Origin of the sequence: Limosilactobacillus reuteri subsp. reuteri (genome assembly GCF_000016825.1) — a bacterium.
In the GTDB taxonomy this organism is placed as follows: domain Bacteria; phylum Bacillota; class Bacilli; order Lactobacillales; family Lactobacillaceae; genus Limosilactobacillus; species Limosilactobacillus reuteri.
Window position 1 is genome coordinate 12,725 of the sequence record NC_009513.1, and the last position, 17,606, is coordinate 30,330.

General features: G+C 37.9%; 16 protein-coding genes and 2 tRNA genes. 15 read left to right on the top strand and 3 right to left on the bottom strand.

The annotated features are described in order from the left end of the window. The first annotated feature begins 1 nt into the window (after nucleotide 1). The 5 genes from rplI to LREU_RS00075 all read left to right on the top strand — a co-directional run bounded on the left by rplI (nucleotide 2) and on the right by LREU_RS00075 (nucleotide 4,525). A complete protein-coding gene (rplI, locus tag LREU_RS00055) occupies nucleotides 2-454 on the top strand; it encodes a 50S ribosomal protein L9 (RefSeq protein WP_003665243.1) in 453 nt (150 codons plus the stop codon). Nucleotides 455-487: 33 nt separating this feature from the next. Further along, nucleotides 488-1,879: a replicative DNA helicase gene (gene dnaB, locus LREU_RS00060; protein WP_003669497.1), complete on the top strand. Its 1,392-nt coding sequence runs from the start codon at nucleotides 488-490 to the stop codon at nucleotides 1,877-1,879. Nucleotides 1,880-2,000: 121 nt separating this feature from the next. Next, nucleotides 2,001-3,203, top strand: coding sequence for an MDR family MFS transporter (locus LREU_RS00065; protein WP_003669499.1), 1,203 nt, complete (start codon nucleotides 2,001-2,003; stop codon nucleotides 3,201-3,203). Between the two features lie 12 nt (nucleotides 3,204-3,215). Then, nucleotides 3,216-3,542, top strand: a complete 327-nt coding sequence (locus tag LREU_RS00070; protein WP_003669501.1) for a hypothetical protein — start codon at nucleotides 3,216-3,218, stop codon at nucleotides 3,540-3,542. A gap of 98 nt (nucleotides 3,543-3,640) precedes the next feature. Further along, on the top strand, nucleotides 3,641-4,525 hold the full coding sequence (locus tag LREU_RS00075) for a PPK2 family polyphosphate kinase (RefSeq protein WP_003669503.1): 885 nt from the start codon (nucleotides 3,641-3,643) through the stop codon (nucleotides 4,523-4,525). Between the two features lie 29 nt (nucleotides 4,526-4,554). On the opposite strand, the gene LREU_RS00080 is transcribed toward LREU_RS00075, so the two are convergent. Together LREU_RS00080 and LREU_RS00085 are read right to left on the bottom strand one after the other, a co-directional pair. Then, nucleotides 4,555-5,112, bottom strand: a complete 558-nt coding sequence (locus LREU_RS00080; protein ID WP_003669505.1) for a helix-turn-helix domain-containing protein — start codon at nucleotides 5,110-5,112, stop codon at nucleotides 4,555-4,557. Between the two features lie 379 nt (nucleotides 5,113-5,491). Then, nucleotides 5,492-5,564, bottom strand: a tRNA-Lys gene (locus LREU_RS00085). Between the two features lie 149 nt (nucleotides 5,565-5,713). Between LREU_RS00085 and LREU_RS00090 the strand changes: the two genes are divergently transcribed. Together LREU_RS00090 and LREU_RS00095 are read left to right on the top strand one after the other, a co-directional pair. After that, a complete protein-coding gene (locus tag LREU_RS00090; protein WP_003669506.1) occupies nucleotides 5,714-6,148 on the top strand; it encodes a MarR family winged helix-turn-helix transcriptional regulator in 435 nt (144 codons plus the stop codon). Nucleotides 6,149-6,235: 87 nt separating this feature from the next. Then, nucleotides 6,236-7,957 carry an ABC transporter ATP-binding protein gene (locus LREU_RS00095; RefSeq protein WP_003669507.1) on the top strand — a complete coding sequence of 574 codons (1,722 nt, stop codon included), beginning with the start codon at nucleotides 6,236-6,238 and terminating at the stop codon, nucleotides 7,955-7,957. A 95-nt stretch (nucleotides 7,958-8,052) separates the two neighbouring features. Here the strand turns inward: LREU_RS00095 and LREU_RS00100 are convergent. Then, nucleotides 8,053-8,125 (bottom strand) — tRNA-Lys (locus tag LREU_RS00100). 175 nt (nucleotides 8,126-8,300) lie between these two features. Here LREU_RS00100 and yycF point away from each other — a divergent pair. From yycF to trpX, 8 genes are all read left to right on the top strand, one after another. After that, on the top strand, nucleotides 8,301-9,008 hold the full coding sequence (gene yycF / locus LREU_RS00105; protein ID WP_011953351.1) for a response regulator YycF: 708 nt from the start codon (nucleotides 8,301-8,303) through the stop codon (nucleotides 9,006-9,008). A 13-nt stretch (nucleotides 9,009-9,021) separates the two neighbouring features. Next, nucleotides 9,022-10,887 (top strand): cell wall metabolism sensor histidine kinase WalK, encoded by a 1,866-nt coding sequence (gene walK / locus LREU_RS00110; protein ID WP_003665258.1) that lies wholly within the window; start codon nucleotides 9,022-9,024, stop codon nucleotides 10,885-10,887. After that, complete coding sequence (locus LREU_RS00115; protein WP_003669512.1) at nucleotides 10,865-12,160, top strand: YycH family regulatory protein; 1,296 nt, start codon at nucleotides 10,865-10,867, stop codon at nucleotides 12,158-12,160. Before walK ends, LREU_RS00115 begins: the two co-directional genes overlap by 23 nt. 12 nt (nucleotides 12,161-12,172) lie before the next feature. Then, nucleotides 12,173-13,015 (top strand): two-component system regulatory protein YycI, encoded by an 843-nt coding sequence (locus LREU_RS00120; RefSeq protein WP_003669514.1) that lies wholly within the window; start codon nucleotides 12,173-12,175, stop codon nucleotides 13,013-13,015. Nucleotides 13,016-13,032: 17 nt separating this feature from the next. Next, on the top strand, nucleotides 13,033-13,839 hold the full coding sequence (locus LREU_RS00125) for an MBL fold metallo-hydrolase (protein ID WP_003669515.1): 807 nt from the start codon (nucleotides 13,033-13,035) through the stop codon (nucleotides 13,837-13,839). A gap of 101 nt (nucleotides 13,840-13,940) precedes the next feature. Continuing rightward, nucleotides 13,941-15,215, top strand: a complete 1,275-nt coding sequence (locus LREU_RS00130; RefSeq protein WP_003669517.1) for a S1C family serine protease — start codon at nucleotides 13,941-13,943, stop codon at nucleotides 15,213-15,215. A 228-nt stretch (nucleotides 15,216-15,443) separates the two neighbouring features. Continuing rightward, a complete protein-coding gene (locus LREU_RS00135; protein WP_011953352.1) occupies nucleotides 15,444-15,941 on the top strand; it encodes a phosphatidylglycerophosphatase A family protein in 498 nt (165 codons plus the stop codon). A 308-nt stretch (nucleotides 15,942-16,249) separates the two neighbouring features. Next, entirely contained in the window at nucleotides 16,250-17,236 is a 987-nt protein-coding gene (gene trpX / locus LREU_RS00140) for a tryptophan ABC transporter substrate-binding protein (protein WP_011953353.1), read from the top strand. Nucleotides 17,237-17,606 lie beyond the last annotated feature (370 nt).

A 17,606-nucleotide genomic window follows, 5' to 3' on the forward strand; every position in this document is an offset into this window, starting at 1 on the left:
AATGAAAGTTATTTTTACACAAGATGTACGAGGCCGTGGTCAACGTGGTCAAATTAAGGAAGTTCCAGATGGCTATGCTCAAAACTACTTAATTAAGCGTGGATTAGCAAAACAAGCTACTAAGGCGGCGATGAGCCAACTAAAGGGTCAACAGCGTGCTGAAGAAAAACATGCTGCTGAAGAATTAGCTGATGCCAAGCGGATGAAGAAGATTCTTGAAGATGATAATACAGTTGTTGAATTAAGCGGAAAAGCCGGTACAGATGGCCGGATGTTTGGTTCAATTTCAACAAAACAAATTGCAACTGCTTTACAAAAACAATTTGACCTTAAAATTGATAAGCGAAAGATTGAGCTGGCAGCCCCAATTAAGGCGCTTGGTTACGTTAATGTGCCAATCAAGCTTCACCCGGAAGTAGAAGCTCAAATTCGTGTTCACATTGCTGAAAAGTAATGAGGGTTAATAGATTTAAGGAGCGGTATCGTTATGGATAATGCACCAGTGCAAGAAGAGCCACGCGATATTGAAGCAGAAAAAGCAGTTCTTGGAGCTGCTTTTTTAAGTAAAAATGCGTTGGCTGATGCGATGGAATATCTTGAGCCGCAAGATTTTTACCGGAAGGCTCATCAAATCATTTTTGAAAAGATGGTCCAACTAAATGATGCGGACCAGCCAATCGATCCGTTAACGATGAAAAATGTCCTTGATCAGGATAATCAAACGGAAAATGTTGGTGGAGTTGCTTATATTGCTGAACTTGCAACAGCGGTTCCGACGGCTGCTAATGTTGTCTATTACTCAAAGATTGTTCATGATAAGGCAATTTCACGACGGTTGATCAATACAGCAACCAAGATTATCAATGATAGCTATGCCGGAAATGACAAAATTGAAGATCAACTTGACCGGGCTGAGCAAGAAATTATGTCCGTTTCGGAAAATAGTCGTCAAACTGGTTTTAAAAGTATTAGTGACGTTTTACAAGAGTCGATTAACCATGTTAGTGAGCTCTCTAGTCAAGATTCAGAGATTACTGGACTTTCAACTGGGTATGCTCAATTAGATGAGATGACGACTGGTCTTCATAAAGACGAGTTGGTAATTATCGCGGCACGGCCTGCTGTTGGGAAGACTGCCTTTGTTTTGAATATTGCCCAAAACGTTGCAACTAGAACCGATAATACGGTCGCAATTTTCAGTCTTGAAATGGGTGCGGAGTCCTTAGCAAACCGGATGCTCTGTGCTGAAGGAAACATTAACGCTAACCACTTACGAACTGGACAGCTTACGCAGGATGAATGGCAAAGTTTATTTATTGCCACTGGTGCCTTAAGTAATGCAAGTATCTATATTGACGATACACCAGGAATCAAGGTAGCAGAAATTCGGGCACGTTGTCGGCGCTTAGCAAAGGAAAAAGGCAATTTAGGCTTGATCGTAATTGATTACCTTCAGTTGATTGAAGGGAGTAATCCTGATAACCGACAACAAGAAGTTTCAGAAATTTCTCGACAACTAAAGAAACTGGCAAAGGAATTAGAAGTTCCAGTTATTGCCCTATCACAGTTGTCGCGGGGAGTTGAACAGCGACAAGACAAGCGCCCGGTTTTATCTGATATTCGTGAATCTGGATCGATTGAACAGGATGCAGATATTGTTAGTTTCCTTTATCGTGATGACTATTATGAGCACGATGAAGATTCGGAAGATAATAATAACCCGGGAAATAATCAGGATGACGATGGATCAAACGCTAGTGAAGTTGAAGTCATCATCGAAAAGAATCGTAGTGGTCCGCGGGGGACAGTTAAATTATTATTTGCAAAGTCTTATAATAAGTTCACTTCGATTTCCTATATTCCTGAAGATAATAATTAAAAACTAAATTTCTAAGAGGGCATTTCAGTAAAAACTGAGGTAGCCCTTTTAGTGCGCTTAAGACATTAAAAATGTTTTTAAAAAAATAAACGGTATGATAGTAATTGAGGAGGCGTAAACAATGAACCATCAAGGCGTAGAATTAAAATGGCTTTTATTCGGAATGTTCCTTGGAAGTATTGGGAATAGTTTTGTCTGGCCATTAACAACAATTTATATTCACGATCAGTTGCATGAGTCATTAACTGTATCGGGAATCGTTTTACTCTTTTATTCGGGAGCAAACGTTGTCGGAAGTTATATTAGCGGAATGTTATTTGACCGAGCTAACCCGCGGAAATTAATGATTGGCGGGACACTGCTAGCGACAATCGTAATGACTATTATGATTTTCTTCAATGGCTGGCCGATATATGGAATTCTTTTAACAGTTATTGGATTCTTCAATGGTTGGATTATCACAATGGTTAATTCTTTTGCGACTCGTTCAGGGCGAGATGGTCGTTATGTCTTTAATATGTTGTATTTTGCCAATAACTTGGGAATGGTGATTGGAACTACTATTGTCGGTCCGCTTTACCAGTATGCAGATGGTAATGTTTCACCGATGTTTTTGATTACCACAATTCTCTATACAATGTTCTCGCTTGTTGTTATCTTTTTCTTTAAGGATAGTCAACAGACAGTTGCAAAGACCGAAGATGTGGAAGATGAAGAAGAGAACAAGACAGTTAATATTAAGATGCCTCAAGCTAACTTATGGATTAACTGGATCTTCTTCATTGCCTTAGTTGTAATCTGGACAATGTATGAACAATGGGCAAGTAACTTATCAGTTTTCATGACTGATCAAGGAATCTCAATGACGAAATATAGTCTTTTGTGGACATTAAATGGGATTTTAATCGTTGTTTTCCAACTAGGAATTACTTGGCTTAATCGTTGGGTTAATCGACCATATGCGCAAGTATTTATTGGGATGTTTACAATTGGTTTCTCATTTGTCCTCCTACTTTACGCCCACTCATATAGCTGGTTTGTGGCGGCAATGGTCGTTCTGACAATCGGTGAAGCCACTGCTCTGCCAACAATGCCTGCTATTGTAAACAGCCTTTCACCGGTTGCTGTTAAGGGAAAGTATCAGGGAATTCTGAATGCATTTTCTTCTTTAGGAAAGGCAATTGGTCCGCTATTTGGTGGATTGATGATTGAAGCGACCTCTTATCATATCCTCTTTATTATTTGTGCGATTTCAATTTTTGTAATGGAAATAATAGTAGTCTTTGTTATTAAGATAAAACGTGCAAAAGCAGTTGAATATTAAAGAAGTGATCAGATGTTTTACAATAATTTTGATAATGTCCATGGTGAAGACCGTTATGGAATGGTAGGAAAAACAGGAGATCCTTTTAGAGAAGAATGTAAACTAGGAATTTCTTGTTATCAGTGCCATGAACAGCCGTTAGTAATTGCGGAAAGAAATTGGATGGATACGAATAATGATGACTCGCAACGGTATCAAATTGTGGTAGTTTGTGAGCATTGTGGTGCTGTTGATGAATTCATTGTTAATAATGGTCGCGAGCATCAAATTAGTAAATTAAAACGTAGTAAGTATCAGCCAACAGAAAAGAATATTATAAATAATGGAACTGTGAACTAGAATTGTTCATGGTTCTTTTTTAAATCCGTTTTTATTAACCAAAACTTGAGAGATTTGCTATGATGGTAGTTGAAATCAAATTAAAAGCAATGAGGTGAATGTTGATGAAAACCAAGAAATATCGTTACACTGGAAAAGACTTTGATATTAAGACGGCACCAACTAAGGTAAAAGATTCTGCTGATGATCTTAAGAAGATTAAAAAGAAGATCCGAAAAAATGTAAAGTCAATCAAGAATGCGCAAAAGATGATGTATGCGCGGCGTCATTATGGTGTTTTAGTAGTATTTCAAGCAATGGATGCGGCAGGAAAAGATAGTATGATTTCGCATATCTTTGCGGGCGTAAATCCAGTTGGGTTTAAGGTGGCTAATTTTAAACAACCAACAGGCCGCGAATTACGTCATGATTATCTCTGGCGAATCAATCGTGAATTGCCAATGCGTGGTGATATTGGTGTTTTCAATCGATCTTATTATGAGGACGTTCTTGTTTCACGCGTTCATCCTGCTTTAATTTTGCAATCTAATATTCCAGGGATTGAGTCTGTTCATGATGTTAATAACAAATTCTTTGATAGTCGCTATGAAGACATTCGCCAGTACGAAAGTTATCTAACACGGAACGGTTACTTAATTGTAAAATTCTTCCTCCACGTATCAAAGGAAGAACAGAAGAAGCGTTTCTTAGCACGGATTGATACGCCAGAAAAGAATTGGAAGTTTTCTGCAGCTGATATTCGCGAACGTCAATATTGGGACGATTACCAAAAGGCATATGAAAAGGCGATTAATGCTACCGCTACAAAGGAAAATCCATGGTATGTTATTCCGGCTGATGATAAGTGGTACTCGCGTTTAATTGTATCTGATATTTTAACAAAGAAGATTAATAGTTTGCCATTAGCTTATCCTGAGGTTTCGCCAGAACAAGAAATGAGCTTACGCCAAGCACGAAAAGAACTAATAGCAGAAGATAAGTAAATAAAAAGGACGTTTGAATGACGTCCTTTTTATTTACGTGGTTTGTATATGTATTGGTGGAAAAAGGAATATATTGCTAATATAAAACAATAGAGTAACATATTAAGGTGCTTATTAATGAGACCATAGATTACAATTATGATCATTAATGCTGTCCATATATACCCTAAAAGAGTATAGTGACTTTGCTTATACCAGTATTTTCCCAAGAAAAAACATTCTTTATAGTATAAATATTCTAGCAGAATACAAAATAAAATAGGAATTAAAATATTTGACCAATAATTAGAAGGACTCCAAAAATAAAATCCTATAAGCAACCAAAACAATCCACGAATGATATTAAATGCTTGTGAGGCTTTATCGCGGTTTAGGAAACTAGTTAGGTCTTTATTCTCTCTAAGTAATGAATCAACAGAGACATGATATATCTCACTGAGAGCAAGAAGTAATTTTAAATCAGGGTAACTTTTGTTGTTTTCCCATTTGGAAAGGGTTTGTCGTGTGATGTGTAATTCATCTGCAACGTTTTGCTGAGTTAGTCCTAACTCTTTACATCGACTAAGAATTTGTTCGCCAAATGACATATTAATTTGCTCCTTATATTTTGATATAAGAATACGAAAATAGTAGGAAAAAGTCTAGCAATGGTTTATTGCAATGCCTATATAATAAGGGGTATGCTAAAGTAACTAAAAAACACATTATTAATTAGATTATTCATTCAAAAAAGTAGTTTTTAGCATTTATATATGAATTTCTAATGATAAGATGAATGACCCGGCAGCAATCGAAAGTGAATAAAAGAGTAATCGCCGTTATCCAATGACAAAGACTAAGGCAGCCATTGAAGAATTAGAAGCACTTGGCGCAATTGAAATTGTTTCGAAACGTCCTAAACAACATGTAATTACAATTTTATAACAAAAAAAGACCACCGATTACTCGGTGATCTTTTTTATATGATGGGCAGTCAGGGGATCGAACCCTGGACCCACGGATTAAGAGTCCGTTGCTCTGCCAGCTGAGCTAACTGCCCATGTCTTTGACAACATAAATAATAATATCAACTTCCGATCATTTTCGCAAGTGTTTTTCTAAATTTATTTAAGAAATTTTCAAATCCATATTTTAATTAGGTGTCTAACTGTTATAATTAACAATAAAATTAAAATTGGGAGTAATTTCATGGCATTAAAAAAAGATAAATTTGAGCAAATGAACCGTTTATTGCGGAACTATATGATTAACATGAAGCATTTTTATACTGAACTTGCCCCTGAATTAGATGTAACTCCACAGCAAGCTCATACACTTTTTTATATAGAAAAACATGCTGGGCTTATTCAACGAGAACTAGGTGACCATTTCCATTTACGGAATGCTAGTGTTACTAGTATGGTGAAAAATCTTGAACGCGACGGGTATATTATCCGGAAGGCGGATCAAGAGTCAGCACGAATTAAGCGGATTTTTCTTACCAAAAAAGGTGAAGAAAAGACTAATGAGGTTAAAGAAATATTTGATCAAGCTTATTTGCAGATTATTGCCCGTCTCGATGAAAGAGATATTGATGCAATAGTTAAAGGGATGACTAATATTAATAACAATCTAAAAAAGTAAGTTAGACTCTTGACAGTTAGGCATCTATGTGTTTAAATATTCATCATCATTAAAAGTTAGATATTTAACTGTTAGGAGGCTTATGCTTTGAACAGAAATAAATTTAGTTTTCGGAGTTTCTTTAGTTTAATAAATCAATTACATCCGCGGTATATTAAGCTTTTTGTGGGAATCTTACTAGGTTTTATCTCCACGGGTGCTAACCTATTTGTTCCTCAACTAGCGCAAAAGCTAATTAATAATTTTAAGAGTATTAGTCCAACGTTGGCGATTTTAACAGTTGTAATTTTTATAGCAGGATTAATTACGAGTGCGTTATCAGAGTTATTATTAGGAATTTTTGGTGAAAATGTTGTTTCTAAATTACGGAAACAATTATGGCAAAAACTACTTAAAATGCCTGTAAAATATTTTGATGATGTTAAAACAGGTGAAATCAGTTCACGATTAGTTAATGATACATCACAGGTGAAGGATTTACTTGCTTCAACATTACCAAATGCAATGACATCGCTTTTACAATTCGTTGGTGCACTGGTTATTATGTTAGCAATGGATTGGCGGATGACATTGTTGATGTTTGTGGCAGTTCCTTTAGTGATTTTAGTCATGCTACCAGTGATGAATCAGTCGCGTAAGATTGGTCGGGTTCGGCAAGATGAATTAGCAAAATTTGCTAGTGATTCCACCGATGTATTAGGTGAGGTCCGATTAGTTAAGTCTTCAAACGGTGAAGAACATGAACTGGCAAAGGGAAATCGCCGCATCGACAATTTATATCATGTCGGAAGAAAAGAAGCGTTGATTAACTCAGTAACGCAACCAATTACAAACATGCTCATGATGATAATGTTTCTTGGGATTCTTGGTTACGGAGCAATTCGTGTTATGAATGGTGCAATGACAATGGGCGCCTTAGTTTCGTTTTTAATGTATCTTTTCCAGATTATTAGTCCCGTTGTTGTAATTAGTCAGCTCTTTAATAATATGGCAAAGACTAGCGGAGCCACGGAACGTATCCAACAAATCTTAACTGAACCAGAAGAATTTGCTGCTGATAAAGCAGAAAAAGATATTGCGAGCGCACCATTGAAATTTGAGAATGTTGATTTTGCATATGAGGAAGGCAAGCCAGTCTTACGAGATGTTAGTTTTGAAACCAAACCCAATGCAGTGGTAGCTTTTGCCGGCCCATCTGGTGGAGGAAAGTCAACTATTTTCTCATTGATTGAACGATTCTATCAGCCAACAGGTGGAAAAATTTTGATCGGTGAAGAGAATATCGAAAATGTAGACTTAGCCAAGTGGCGTGAACAAATTGGTCTCGTAAGTCAAGATGCCGCGGTAATGCCAGGAACTATTCGTGATAATTTAACTTATGGGTTACGAAGAGAAGTCTCGGATGAGGAACTTTGGGACGCGTTAAGAATGGCTTATGCAGATGGTTTTGTCAGTGAAATGGAAGATCAGTTAGAAACTGAAATTGGTGAACGAGGGATCAAACTTTCTGGAGGACAACGGCAACGAATAGCGATTGCGCGGGCTTTTCTCCGCGATCCAAAAATCTTAATGCTTGATGAAGCCACTGCTAGCTTGGATGCTGAATCGGAGGCGATGGTTCAAAAAGCATTGGGAGACTTAATGCAAGGAAGAACGACACTAGTAATTGCGCATCGCTTGAGTACGATTGTCGATGCCGATAAAATCTACTTTATCGAAAATGGAACAGTATCCGGTGCAGGAACCCATCAAGAATTATTAAAGACAACACCACTATATGCACAGTATGTTAAGGATCAGTTTAAATAAAAATAAAGACTGCGAAAGGACAAGATTTTCGCAGTCTTTATTTTAAGTATGAAAAAAGCGACTGAGATCAAATCTCAATCGCTGTAAACCTCTGATGGGCAGTCAGGGGATCGAACCCTGGACCCACGGATTAAGAGTCCGTTGCTCTGCCAGCTGAGCTAACTGCCCATATCCTTTAACAGAATACTTAAACAGTTTAACCTGTTATTGATCAAATGTCAAATATTTTTCATAAGTTTTTGGAAAATATTTATGGAACTTTTCCCTGTGCTATAATAGAGACACTGATATATAGCAGATTTAAAGTAATTAATCAATTAACCCAATGGAGGGAATCATTGATATGGCAAAGAAAATTTTAGTTGTTGATGATGAAAAACCAATTTCTGATATCATCAAATTTAATCTTGAAAAAGAAGGATATGAAGTTGTCGTAGCCTATGATGGCGAAGCAGCTTTAGAACAAGTAGAAGCAGAAAATCCTGATTTAATTATTCTTGACCTAATGCTGCCGAAGATCGATGGACTTGAAGTGGCCAAGCGGGTTCGAGCTAAGCATACCATGCCGATTATTATGGTAACCGCTAAAGATTCGGAACTAGATAAAGTGCTAGGGCTTGAACTTGGGGCCGATGATTATGTTACTAAGCCATTCTCCAACCGCGAACTAGTAGCACGAGTAAAGGCTAATTTACGGCGTCAAGCAACTCTGAAGGCACCAGCAGAGGAAGAAAATAATACCGATATTCAAATTGGCGACCTTACGATTCATCCTGAAGCTTACACCGTAACTAAGCGAGGCGAAAATATCAATTTAACGCATCGTGAATTTGAGCTTCTCCATTATCTAGCTCAACATATTGGACAAGTTATTAACCGTGAACACCTTCTTCAGACTGTATGGGGTTATGACTATTTTGGGGATGTTCGGACAGTTGATGTGACCGTTCGTCGGCTTCGTGAAAAGATTGAAGATAACCCAAGTCACCCCCAATGGTTAATTACCCGGCGTGGTGTTGGCTATTACCTAGCAAATCCTGATCAGAATTAGAGGCTGAACCATTGTGAACAGCAAGTTAAAATTTTATCAATCGATTCGTTTTAAAATCGCTCTCGTATTCGTGTTAATTTTGATGTTAACACTTGAATGTGTTGGGGCGGTTTTTGTGCGTCAATTAGAGCATCAAAACCTTAATACGTTTAAGCAAACCATTGAATTACCGTCTTACGTTGATAATTCTTTAGCAGAGCAGTTATCACGATCAAATACTAAAAAAGCTAACAAACAAATTAATCAAATTCTTTCAGAAGTTAATAATAATAACATTTCTGAAATCCGGGTAGTTGATAGTAAGAGTATTGTGCGGGGAACAAGCAACGCTGATAATCGGAGTGCAATCGGTCAGAAAACAACGGACCAAGCAATCAAAGCAACCTTATTAAATAATAGGTCGCATACCGAAAACCTGTACGATAATTCAAATCACACGCGTTACTATGTCAATGTGATTCCCCTCGTGGATAACAGTAATAATAACGTTGTGGGAGCTGTTTACCTGCGAGCTAGTCTGGAAAGTGTCTACTCTAATATTAATAATATTACGTTGGTATACTTATCCGCGGCAATGATTACTATTGTCTTGAGTTTAATCTTGGCAATTATTATTTCCCAGGAAATTACCCGCCCAATTGAAGAAATGAGGAAACAAACATTACGAATTGCCCGGGGAGACTATTCTGGTCAAGTAAAAGTATTGGGAAATGACGAGTTAGGACAATTGGCAGGAGCAGTTAATAATCTTTCTGTCCGGGTTGAAGAGGCACAGGAGTCGAGCGATTCTGAGCGACGGCGGCTTGATAGTATTTTATCCCATATGTCAGATGGGGTTTTAGCCACTGATCGTCGCGGAAATGTGACAATTGTAAATAATATGGCGTTACAGTTACTGGGTGTCGAAAATGAAGACGATTTAATTGGTAAATCAATTATTGATGTGTTAGATATTCGTCATGACTATACCGTTCGGCAACTAGTAAATGGTGAACAGCGCGAGATGATTATTGATATGTCAAACTCTGGCAATAATTTGATCTTAAACGCTTACTTCTCACCAATTCAACGTGAATCTGGCTTTGTCAGTGGGCTTGTGTGTGTCCTTCATGATGTAACGAGCCAGCAAAAAGAAGAACGCGAACGGAAGCAATTCGTTTCAAACGTCTCGCATGAGTTGCGGACTCCATTAACAAGTGTTAGAAGTTATGTCGAAGCATTAAGTGATGGTGCTTGGCAGGATAAAGAAATTGCCCCTCAGTTCTTAAAGGTTGTCCAGGATGAGACGGACCGGATGATTCGAATGATCAATGACCTGTTGAGTCTATCACGGATGGATGCAGGGACAACGAAGCTCAATCTGGAATACGTAAATATCAATGAGTTATTTAACTATATCTTGGATCGTTTCGATATGATTATTAAAAAAGAAGAAGATCCAAAAAAGAAAAAATATACCATTGAACGATACTTTACTAAGAAAGATTTATGGGTTGAAATTGATACTGATAAGTTTACCCAGGTAATTGATAATATTATGAATAACGCGATTAAGTATTCTCCAGATGGTGGTGTAATTACAACACGATTACTGGAGACACATAATCATGTTATTTTAAGTATTTCTGACCAAGGCCTAGGGATTCCACGAAAAGATCTTGGACGTATCTTTGATCGATTCTTCCGCGTTGATAAGGCAAGAAGCCGGAAGCAAGGAGGAACAGGTCTGGGACTAGCTATTTCCAAGGAAGTTATCAATATGCTTGGTGGACAAATTTGGGTTGATAGTGTAGAAGGCAAGGGTTCAACATTCTATATTTCCTTGCCATATGTACCTTATGAGGAGGAAGACTGGGATGATGAAGAAGCTGAAAAGTAATTGGCAAGCAATCGCCTTAACGGTTGTTGTGCTTCTTAGTTTATTCATTTCATGGATTGTCTGGACCAACCCATTTCCTTTTGAGGGAGCACGACACGAAAATTTCAATAATAACCAATCACAACAATATACACCGCAATCAATGGGCGATGTTTATCTCCCAACTAAAGCAGTTGAGACAAATGAAAAAGGAACTCAGAATCAACTTTATAGCCCTAAAGCTAATTTAATTCTGAGCGTAAAAAAAGAGTTAGAGGATTGGAAATTAGGCCGGACAAATGTTGTCAAACAAAATAACAGTGATGTTTATTTGAGTTATTTGCGACGGCGGAACTCGTTAATGCTGACATATCCGGATGAGGTACCGAGCTCAGTCTTCAACGAAACATTTTCCCAGTCAATTGATACTGACCGGGTTAATCAGATTAACCATATTGTTATCCCATTAAACGGGCAACATGAGATTTACTTACTTGGTGACCACCATTATAGTGTGTATCGAGTACGGGTAGAGAAAGGAAAATTTAATCGCATTCGGCAACTTTTAAAGTCAATGGATCGGATCCCGGTTGACCATAAAATTATTAACGGGATAGCGGTAATGATGTATCCGCGACCCTTTGAATTACCAGCATTAGGATATCAAATCACTGCGCAAAACATTGATACCCTTAGTGCTAGTCTGATGAGTACTAACCAACACACAACAATCACGGCAAATCGGAATGGTAACGAGACTACCTATACGGATGGAACCAATCGTCGGCTGATATTTAATCGCCAAAATGGAACGCTTAAATACGAAAATTACCTTAGTAAGGACGATCGGGAATCAACAAGCCAGATTTTCCCACACTTCTATAATAAGTTGACGACAATTGGAATTCCGCTTGATAATTTGCGCTATGATGAGGTGAGTGAGCATGGTCGTCGGTTAAACTATCGGGCTTATGTTAATAGCTTTCCAATTTTCAATAGTGATGGTTATGGGGAAGTAACGCTTGAATCCACAAGTGGCGGGAATGAACGCTTCTGGCTAAGTCTTTATAGTCTTCAAGTGCCATTGCCAATTGATCACCAGATGGTCAAGCTTCCATCAAGTGCAGATGTGATTAATCAATTACATGCAACCAACCGGATGCGTGACATCAAGGACTTACGTGTCGGGTATATTTGGAAAACTGATAAAGATAGTCATGTTGTAAAGTTAGTGCCAACATATTTCATTAAGTATCGCGGCCACTGGGTTGAATATACCGAGTTAGAAAAGTAGGAGGGTTAAAGAATGAATTTTAAACGTATTCAATGGATCTTTATCCTTGCCTTTTTGCTTTTTGATATTTTTGTTGGAAGTTCATTAATCTTAGAAACTAGATTTACCGTTTCTAATGGTCAGCAAAATCGCCAATCAACAGTGTTAAAAGAAATGCGTAATGACTCGATTAGTTATGGCGAGCTTTCTAATAAGCAGCAAACCGGATATTATATTGCTGGAAAGAAATCTTCTGATGGCGGAGACCTAGAGCAGGAAACCGGAAAATTACGTAATCAAAACTTTCGCCTTTCTTCAGGAACATTGACTAGTGAGTTTGATAAGCCAATTAAAATCACTGAAAGTAATAATATTCGGCGTGTCGACCGTCTATTAAAAAATAAAAAGATGGTAAGCTTAGGAAATCATTATCGCTATAACAAGGAATTATCGGACAAAAATACCCTTGTTTATACGCAAATGCTAGAAGGAAAGCCGCTATTTTCAAATGATGGGCAAATTCGTTTTCGGCTAAACTCTGACCATGAGATAACAGGTTATACGCAGACTTACTTGCAAGATGTTGAAATTCTCCGGCAACGGTCAAATACGATTAGCCAGCGCCGAGCAATTACCTGGTTGTATAAACATAATCAGATTCCTAATAACTCCCGCATTAGGTGGTCGGTGCTCAGTTATTCTAAGCTCCTTAACACTACTACTGATGATAAAGCAGTCTATGTGCCAACGTGGACTGTTGAAATCAAAACTAAAAACTCAGGAGCAATTCAACAATTACAAGTTAACGCATTTAATAGTACAGTTATGAAGGAAACGCCAGATAGTGTGAATACGAACTCGTTAAATAATAAGTAATTGAGGAGGAACTTTAAGTGACAGAAACGGATCCATTACGTTATAGTGTACTTGCGAGCGGGAGTACTGGGAATGTAACTTATTTGGAAACGCGCAACCACCGGATCTTAATTGATGCCGGTTTAAGTGGGAAGCGGATTGAAAATTTAATGAAGAAGATTGATCGATCATTAAAGGATGTCGATGCAATTTTTGTAACGCATGAACACAGTGATCATACGCATGGTGTTGGTGTATTGGCACGCCGTTATGGAATGGATGTATATGCCAATGAGGGTACCTGGCAGGCAATGGCTGATAAAGTTGGTAAAATCCCATTAGCACAAAAGCATATTATTGCACCAAATACTGTTAAGGACTTGGGAGACATGGATATTGAAAGTTTTGCGGTATCCCATGATGCTGCGCAACCGCAATTTTACCAAGTTCACCACAATAATAAGACCTTCTGTATTATTACGGATACTGGTTATGTTTCTGATCGAGTTACGGGAACCATCCGAAATGCAGATGCCTACGTAATGGAATGCAATCATGATACAGAAATGTTGCGGATGGGTCCTTATTCATGGCCATTAAAACAGCGAATATTAGGGGATGAGGGTCACCTTTCCAATGAAGAAGGTGCTGATGCATTGATGAGTGTTGTTGGCCGGCGAACCAAAGAGATTTTTCTTGGCCACCGTAGTCAACATAACAACATGCGTTCGCTCGCCCACTTAACAGTTGCAAGTTTGATGGAGCAGCATGACTTTGGCGTTGACCATGATTTTAAATTGCAAGATGCTGAACCAGAAGAACCAAGCAAGTTAATGACGTTATAATAAAAGAGATCACGGTTTTTATCGACTTTATTCAATGATTTTTCATATTTAAATTGTAACTTGAAGATAGTGATTCTTTAACTTAGTGGAGGGTTTAATTGATGAATAGGATAAAACAAGCTTTTAAAGATCGGTTGTGGTTAGGCGTAATTATTGTCGGCTTATTTGCTGGTCTTATTGGTGGTGGAATCGCCTTAGGAATTAATAACCTGGTACAACATCATGAAGAAGTAACAAGTACACGAGTCCCAGCTGGCTCTAATAAGTCTGGTGGTACGAAGGTTAATAAGAATAAGGCGGACTTAAACGGGGAAGCGTCCCAAGCTTATAAGTCCGTCCAAGGAGCCGTTGTTAGTGTTATTAATAAACAAAAGGTTCAGCAATCAAGTGGGACGCTAGGAATTTTTGGTTATGGCAACAGTAGTAACAGCAGCAGTGATTCTTCTAGCGATAATAAATTAGAAACCGCTAGTGAAGGGTCAGGAGTTATTTATAAGAAGAGTGGCAATTCGGCTTATGTTGTAACTAATAACCACGTTGTCAAAGGTTCAAACGCGCTCCAAGTAATTTTAAGCAATGGTAAAAAAGTTAATGCTGATTTAGTTGGTGCTGATTCTGCAACCGACTTAGCTGTATTGAAGATTAACGCTACAAATGTTAAGACAGTTGCATCTTTTGGTAACTCTAATTCGATTGTTCCTGGTCAGGATGTGCTAGCAATCGGTTCACCAATGGGAAGTGAATATGCTAATACAGTAACGAAAGGAATTATTTCTGCCAAAGATCGGACATTAAAAGCCGGTACTGATGGAACTTTGACATCGGTTATCCAAACAGATGCCGCTATTAACTCTGGTAATTCAGGTGGTCCATTAATTAATATGGCAGGTCAAGTTATCGGAATTAATTCAATGAAACTTGCTTCTGATACACAAGGCTCTTCAGTTGAAGGTATTGGTTTTGCCATTCCAAGTAATGAAGTTGTGACAATTATTAACCAGTTAATTAAGAATGGTAAAATAACTCGTCCATCACTCGGAATTAGTATGGTGGATCTTAGTAATGTTACTTCTGATCAACAGCAATCAGTCTTAAAACTACCAACAAGCGTAAGCAAAGGGGTAGTGATTATAGATGTGAATAGTGGTTCAGTTGCTGATACTGCTGGATTGAAAAAATATGATGTCATTACAAAACTTGGTGACACTCAAGTTACAGATGCGGGTTCATTAAAGGCAGCCTTATATAAATACAAGGTTGGACAAAACGCTAAAGTCACTTATTACCGTGATGGTCAACGGCACACCGCAACTTTGCATTTAACAAAGAGTGCTGATACAACATCAACTGATGACTCACAACAAGATAATAATTAATGAATTGGGACTGTGACATAAGCCAAATTACTTTCATAAAAGACAAATGGCGCAGTACACCAATGGCCTCCAATGCCCGGTAAAACCGAACGTTGGAGGCCTATTGTTGCTTGCGGGGGCTCGAAAAACGAAGTCACGAGTGACTTCTGTCTCGCTCCCTTTTCATTAAAAGCCTCTTAATTAAAAGGGGTATAATATTAGTTATCAATATAAAGGATGGTGGGTAAAATGAATAATCCACGGTTTAAATACCCAGATACAAAGGCATATGAATTTGTAGTACATCGTTTAGAAGAACGCGGAGTAAACTTAGAAGAGCTTGCGAAGATTGTGTATGAGACACAAAAGGGCTTTGAGCCAGATTTGACGTTGGAAATATGTCAAAAATTTTTAATTGATACGATGCATAAGCGTGAATTATTAAATAGTGCAATGGTAGCACTTGAACTTGATCGGTTAACCGAAGAAGGAAAAGTAGATGAACCTTTAGCAGGTATTATAAGAAATGATGCTGGGGTGTTTGGGGTAGATGAAACCCTAGCTTTACAAATTGCTAATATTTATGGAACAATTGGGACGACAAACTTTGGTTACTTTGACCGGGTTAAGAGTGGGATTATTGCCAAATTTGACCATGATAAGGTTCATGTAAATACATTTATTGACGATATTCTCGCGGCGATTGTGGCGGCTGTTTGCGGAAAGATTGCCCACCAGTACGCTTAATTAAAAAAATATCATTGACTTTTAAATGATTTATCATTAAAATGAACGTAATTCGTTTAGAGGAGTAAAGCAAATGAGTTATCAAACTTTACAATTAAATCATAGTTGGCAAAGCCGGTAACTCAGGGATAGCTGTAGTACAGATATGACCTGGGTTTATTCGCAGATTATATCTGTACCGGCTACTTTATCATGTACAAATAAGGGCTTGTACGGATTCCACGTACGGGCTTTTTCTATTTCACTGGATAAATAGTGGGAGTTCCGAAACGTGGAGCTCCTTTTTATTTTGAAAGGTGGAGATAGGGATGAAACGAATTATGGGCTATATTATTATTGGAATTGTTGTGATTGGCGGTTATTTTGGACTTTTAAGGCTTCATCAACAGACTACAAAGCCAGTGGTAGGAATTTTAACAATGATGCATCATCCAGCATTAGATCAGATTCAACAGGGGGTCGTTGCTGGATTAGCAGAAGAAGGATACCGAAACGGCAAGAATATCAAAATTGAATACCAGAATGCGAATGGTGATCAGGGAAACTTAAATACTATGGCGAATAAATTAGTGAATGATCATGCGAAAGTAATCGTTGGTATTACCACCCCAGCTTGCCAAGCACTTGCTAATGCGACCAAGGATATTCCAATTGTGATGGGCGGAATTGGTGATCCGGTTGGTGCCGGCTTAGTAAAGAATGAAAAACACCCAGAAGGAAACGTTACAGGGGTTCATGATGTAAATCCGAGTGAACAGCAGATTGCCTTAGTAAAGAAATTTATACCAAACATAAAGACTCTGGGAGCAATCTACACATCGAGCAATACCTCTTCTGAAAGTCAGTATCGAACAATGGTAAAAGCAGCGCATAAATTACATGTAAACTTAAAAACTTATACAATTGCGAATGCTAATGAACTTAATCAGACTTCACAAACAATGTTGAGTAAAGTAGACGCGGTCATTGTTCCTAGTGACAATACAATTGCCGGATCAATGGGAGTATTGGTGAAAAATGCGGATGCGGTCAATAAGCCTGTTTTCCCTAGTGCTGATACAATGGTAAAAGATGGTGGAGTAGCTTATATTAGTCTTAGCCAATACGGGCAAGGAAAAGCAGCCGGAAAAATAACAGCACGTATTTTAAAAGGTGAAAAGCCAGGACAGATGGCAGTTAATAATTACCATCATGGAGAACCGGTTCTTAATTTAAAGCAAGCACGTAAGTTAGGAATAAAAGTTCCAGCAGATTTTCAACGAGAAGCAGAACAACATGGAACAGTCTTTAAGTAAGATAGTGGGAAAATTCCGAATAATAAGAAAAATTGAAGAAGATAACATTCGCTAGGTAACATTCTGTTGTATACTTACCACAGATTGTGTTGTAAATCGTTAGAAATACGTTAAAATAATAATGTGAAATTGCTTGTGGATAAGTCAGTGGATAACTAACAGTAAATTTAAAGTAATTTTATAAATGTTGGTATATCAATAAAATTTATTGTTCAAAACTTATCCACAAGTTGAATGTGTATTTGTGGATAAGTGGAATTCTTTGTATAATCCCTGTAACAACGCTTACGGGCCCAAGGTATTACGGAATCATTACTGAACAATTGTTCCTGTAGATAACTGTGGATAAGTAATTTTTAAGAAAACGCTT

Coding starts and splice junctions, on each gene's coding strand:
- rplI (WP_003665243.1), top strand. CDS start 2: ATGAAAGTTATTTTTACACAAGATGTACGAGGCCGTGGTCAACGTGGT.
- dnaB (WP_003669497.1), top strand. CDS start 488: ATGGATAATGCACCAGTGCAAGAAGAGCCACGCGATATTGAAGCAGAA.
- LREU_RS00065 (WP_003669499.1), top strand. CDS start 2,001: ATGAACCATCAAGGCGTAGAATTAAAATGGCTTTTATTCGGAATGTTC.
- LREU_RS00070 (WP_003669501.1), top strand. CDS start 3,216: ATGTTTTACAATAATTTTGATAATGTCCATGGTGAAGACCGTTATGGA.
- LREU_RS00075 (WP_003669503.1), top strand. CDS start 3,641: ATGTTGATGAAAACCAAGAAATATCGTTACACTGGAAAAGACTTTGAT.
- LREU_RS00080 (WP_003669505.1), bottom strand. CDS start 5,112: ATGTCATTTGGCGAACAAATTCTTAGTCGATGTAAAGAGTTAGGACTA.
- LREU_RS00090 (WP_003669506.1), top strand. CDS start 5,714: ATGGCATTAAAAAAAGATAAATTTGAGCAAATGAACCGTTTATTGCGG.
- yycF (WP_011953351.1), top strand. CDS start 8,301: ATGGCAAAGAAAATTTTAGTTGTTGATGATGAAAAACCAATTTCTGAT.
- LREU_RS00115 (WP_003669512.1), top strand. CDS start 10,865: ATGATGAAGAAGCTGAAAAGTAATTGGCAAGCAATCGCCTTAACGGTT.
- LREU_RS00120 (WP_003669514.1), top strand. CDS start 12,173: ATGAATTTTAAACGTATTCAATGGATCTTTATCCTTGCCTTTTTGCTT.
- LREU_RS00130 (WP_003669517.1), top strand. CDS start 13,941: ATGAATAGGATAAAACAAGCTTTTAAAGATCGGTTGTGGTTAGGCGTA.
- LREU_RS00135 (WP_011953352.1), top strand. CDS start 15,444: ATGAATAATCCACGGTTTAAATACCCAGATACAAAGGCATATGAATTT.
- trpX (WP_011953353.1), top strand. CDS start 16,250: ATGAAACGAATTATGGGCTATATTATTATTGGAATTGTTGTGATTGGC.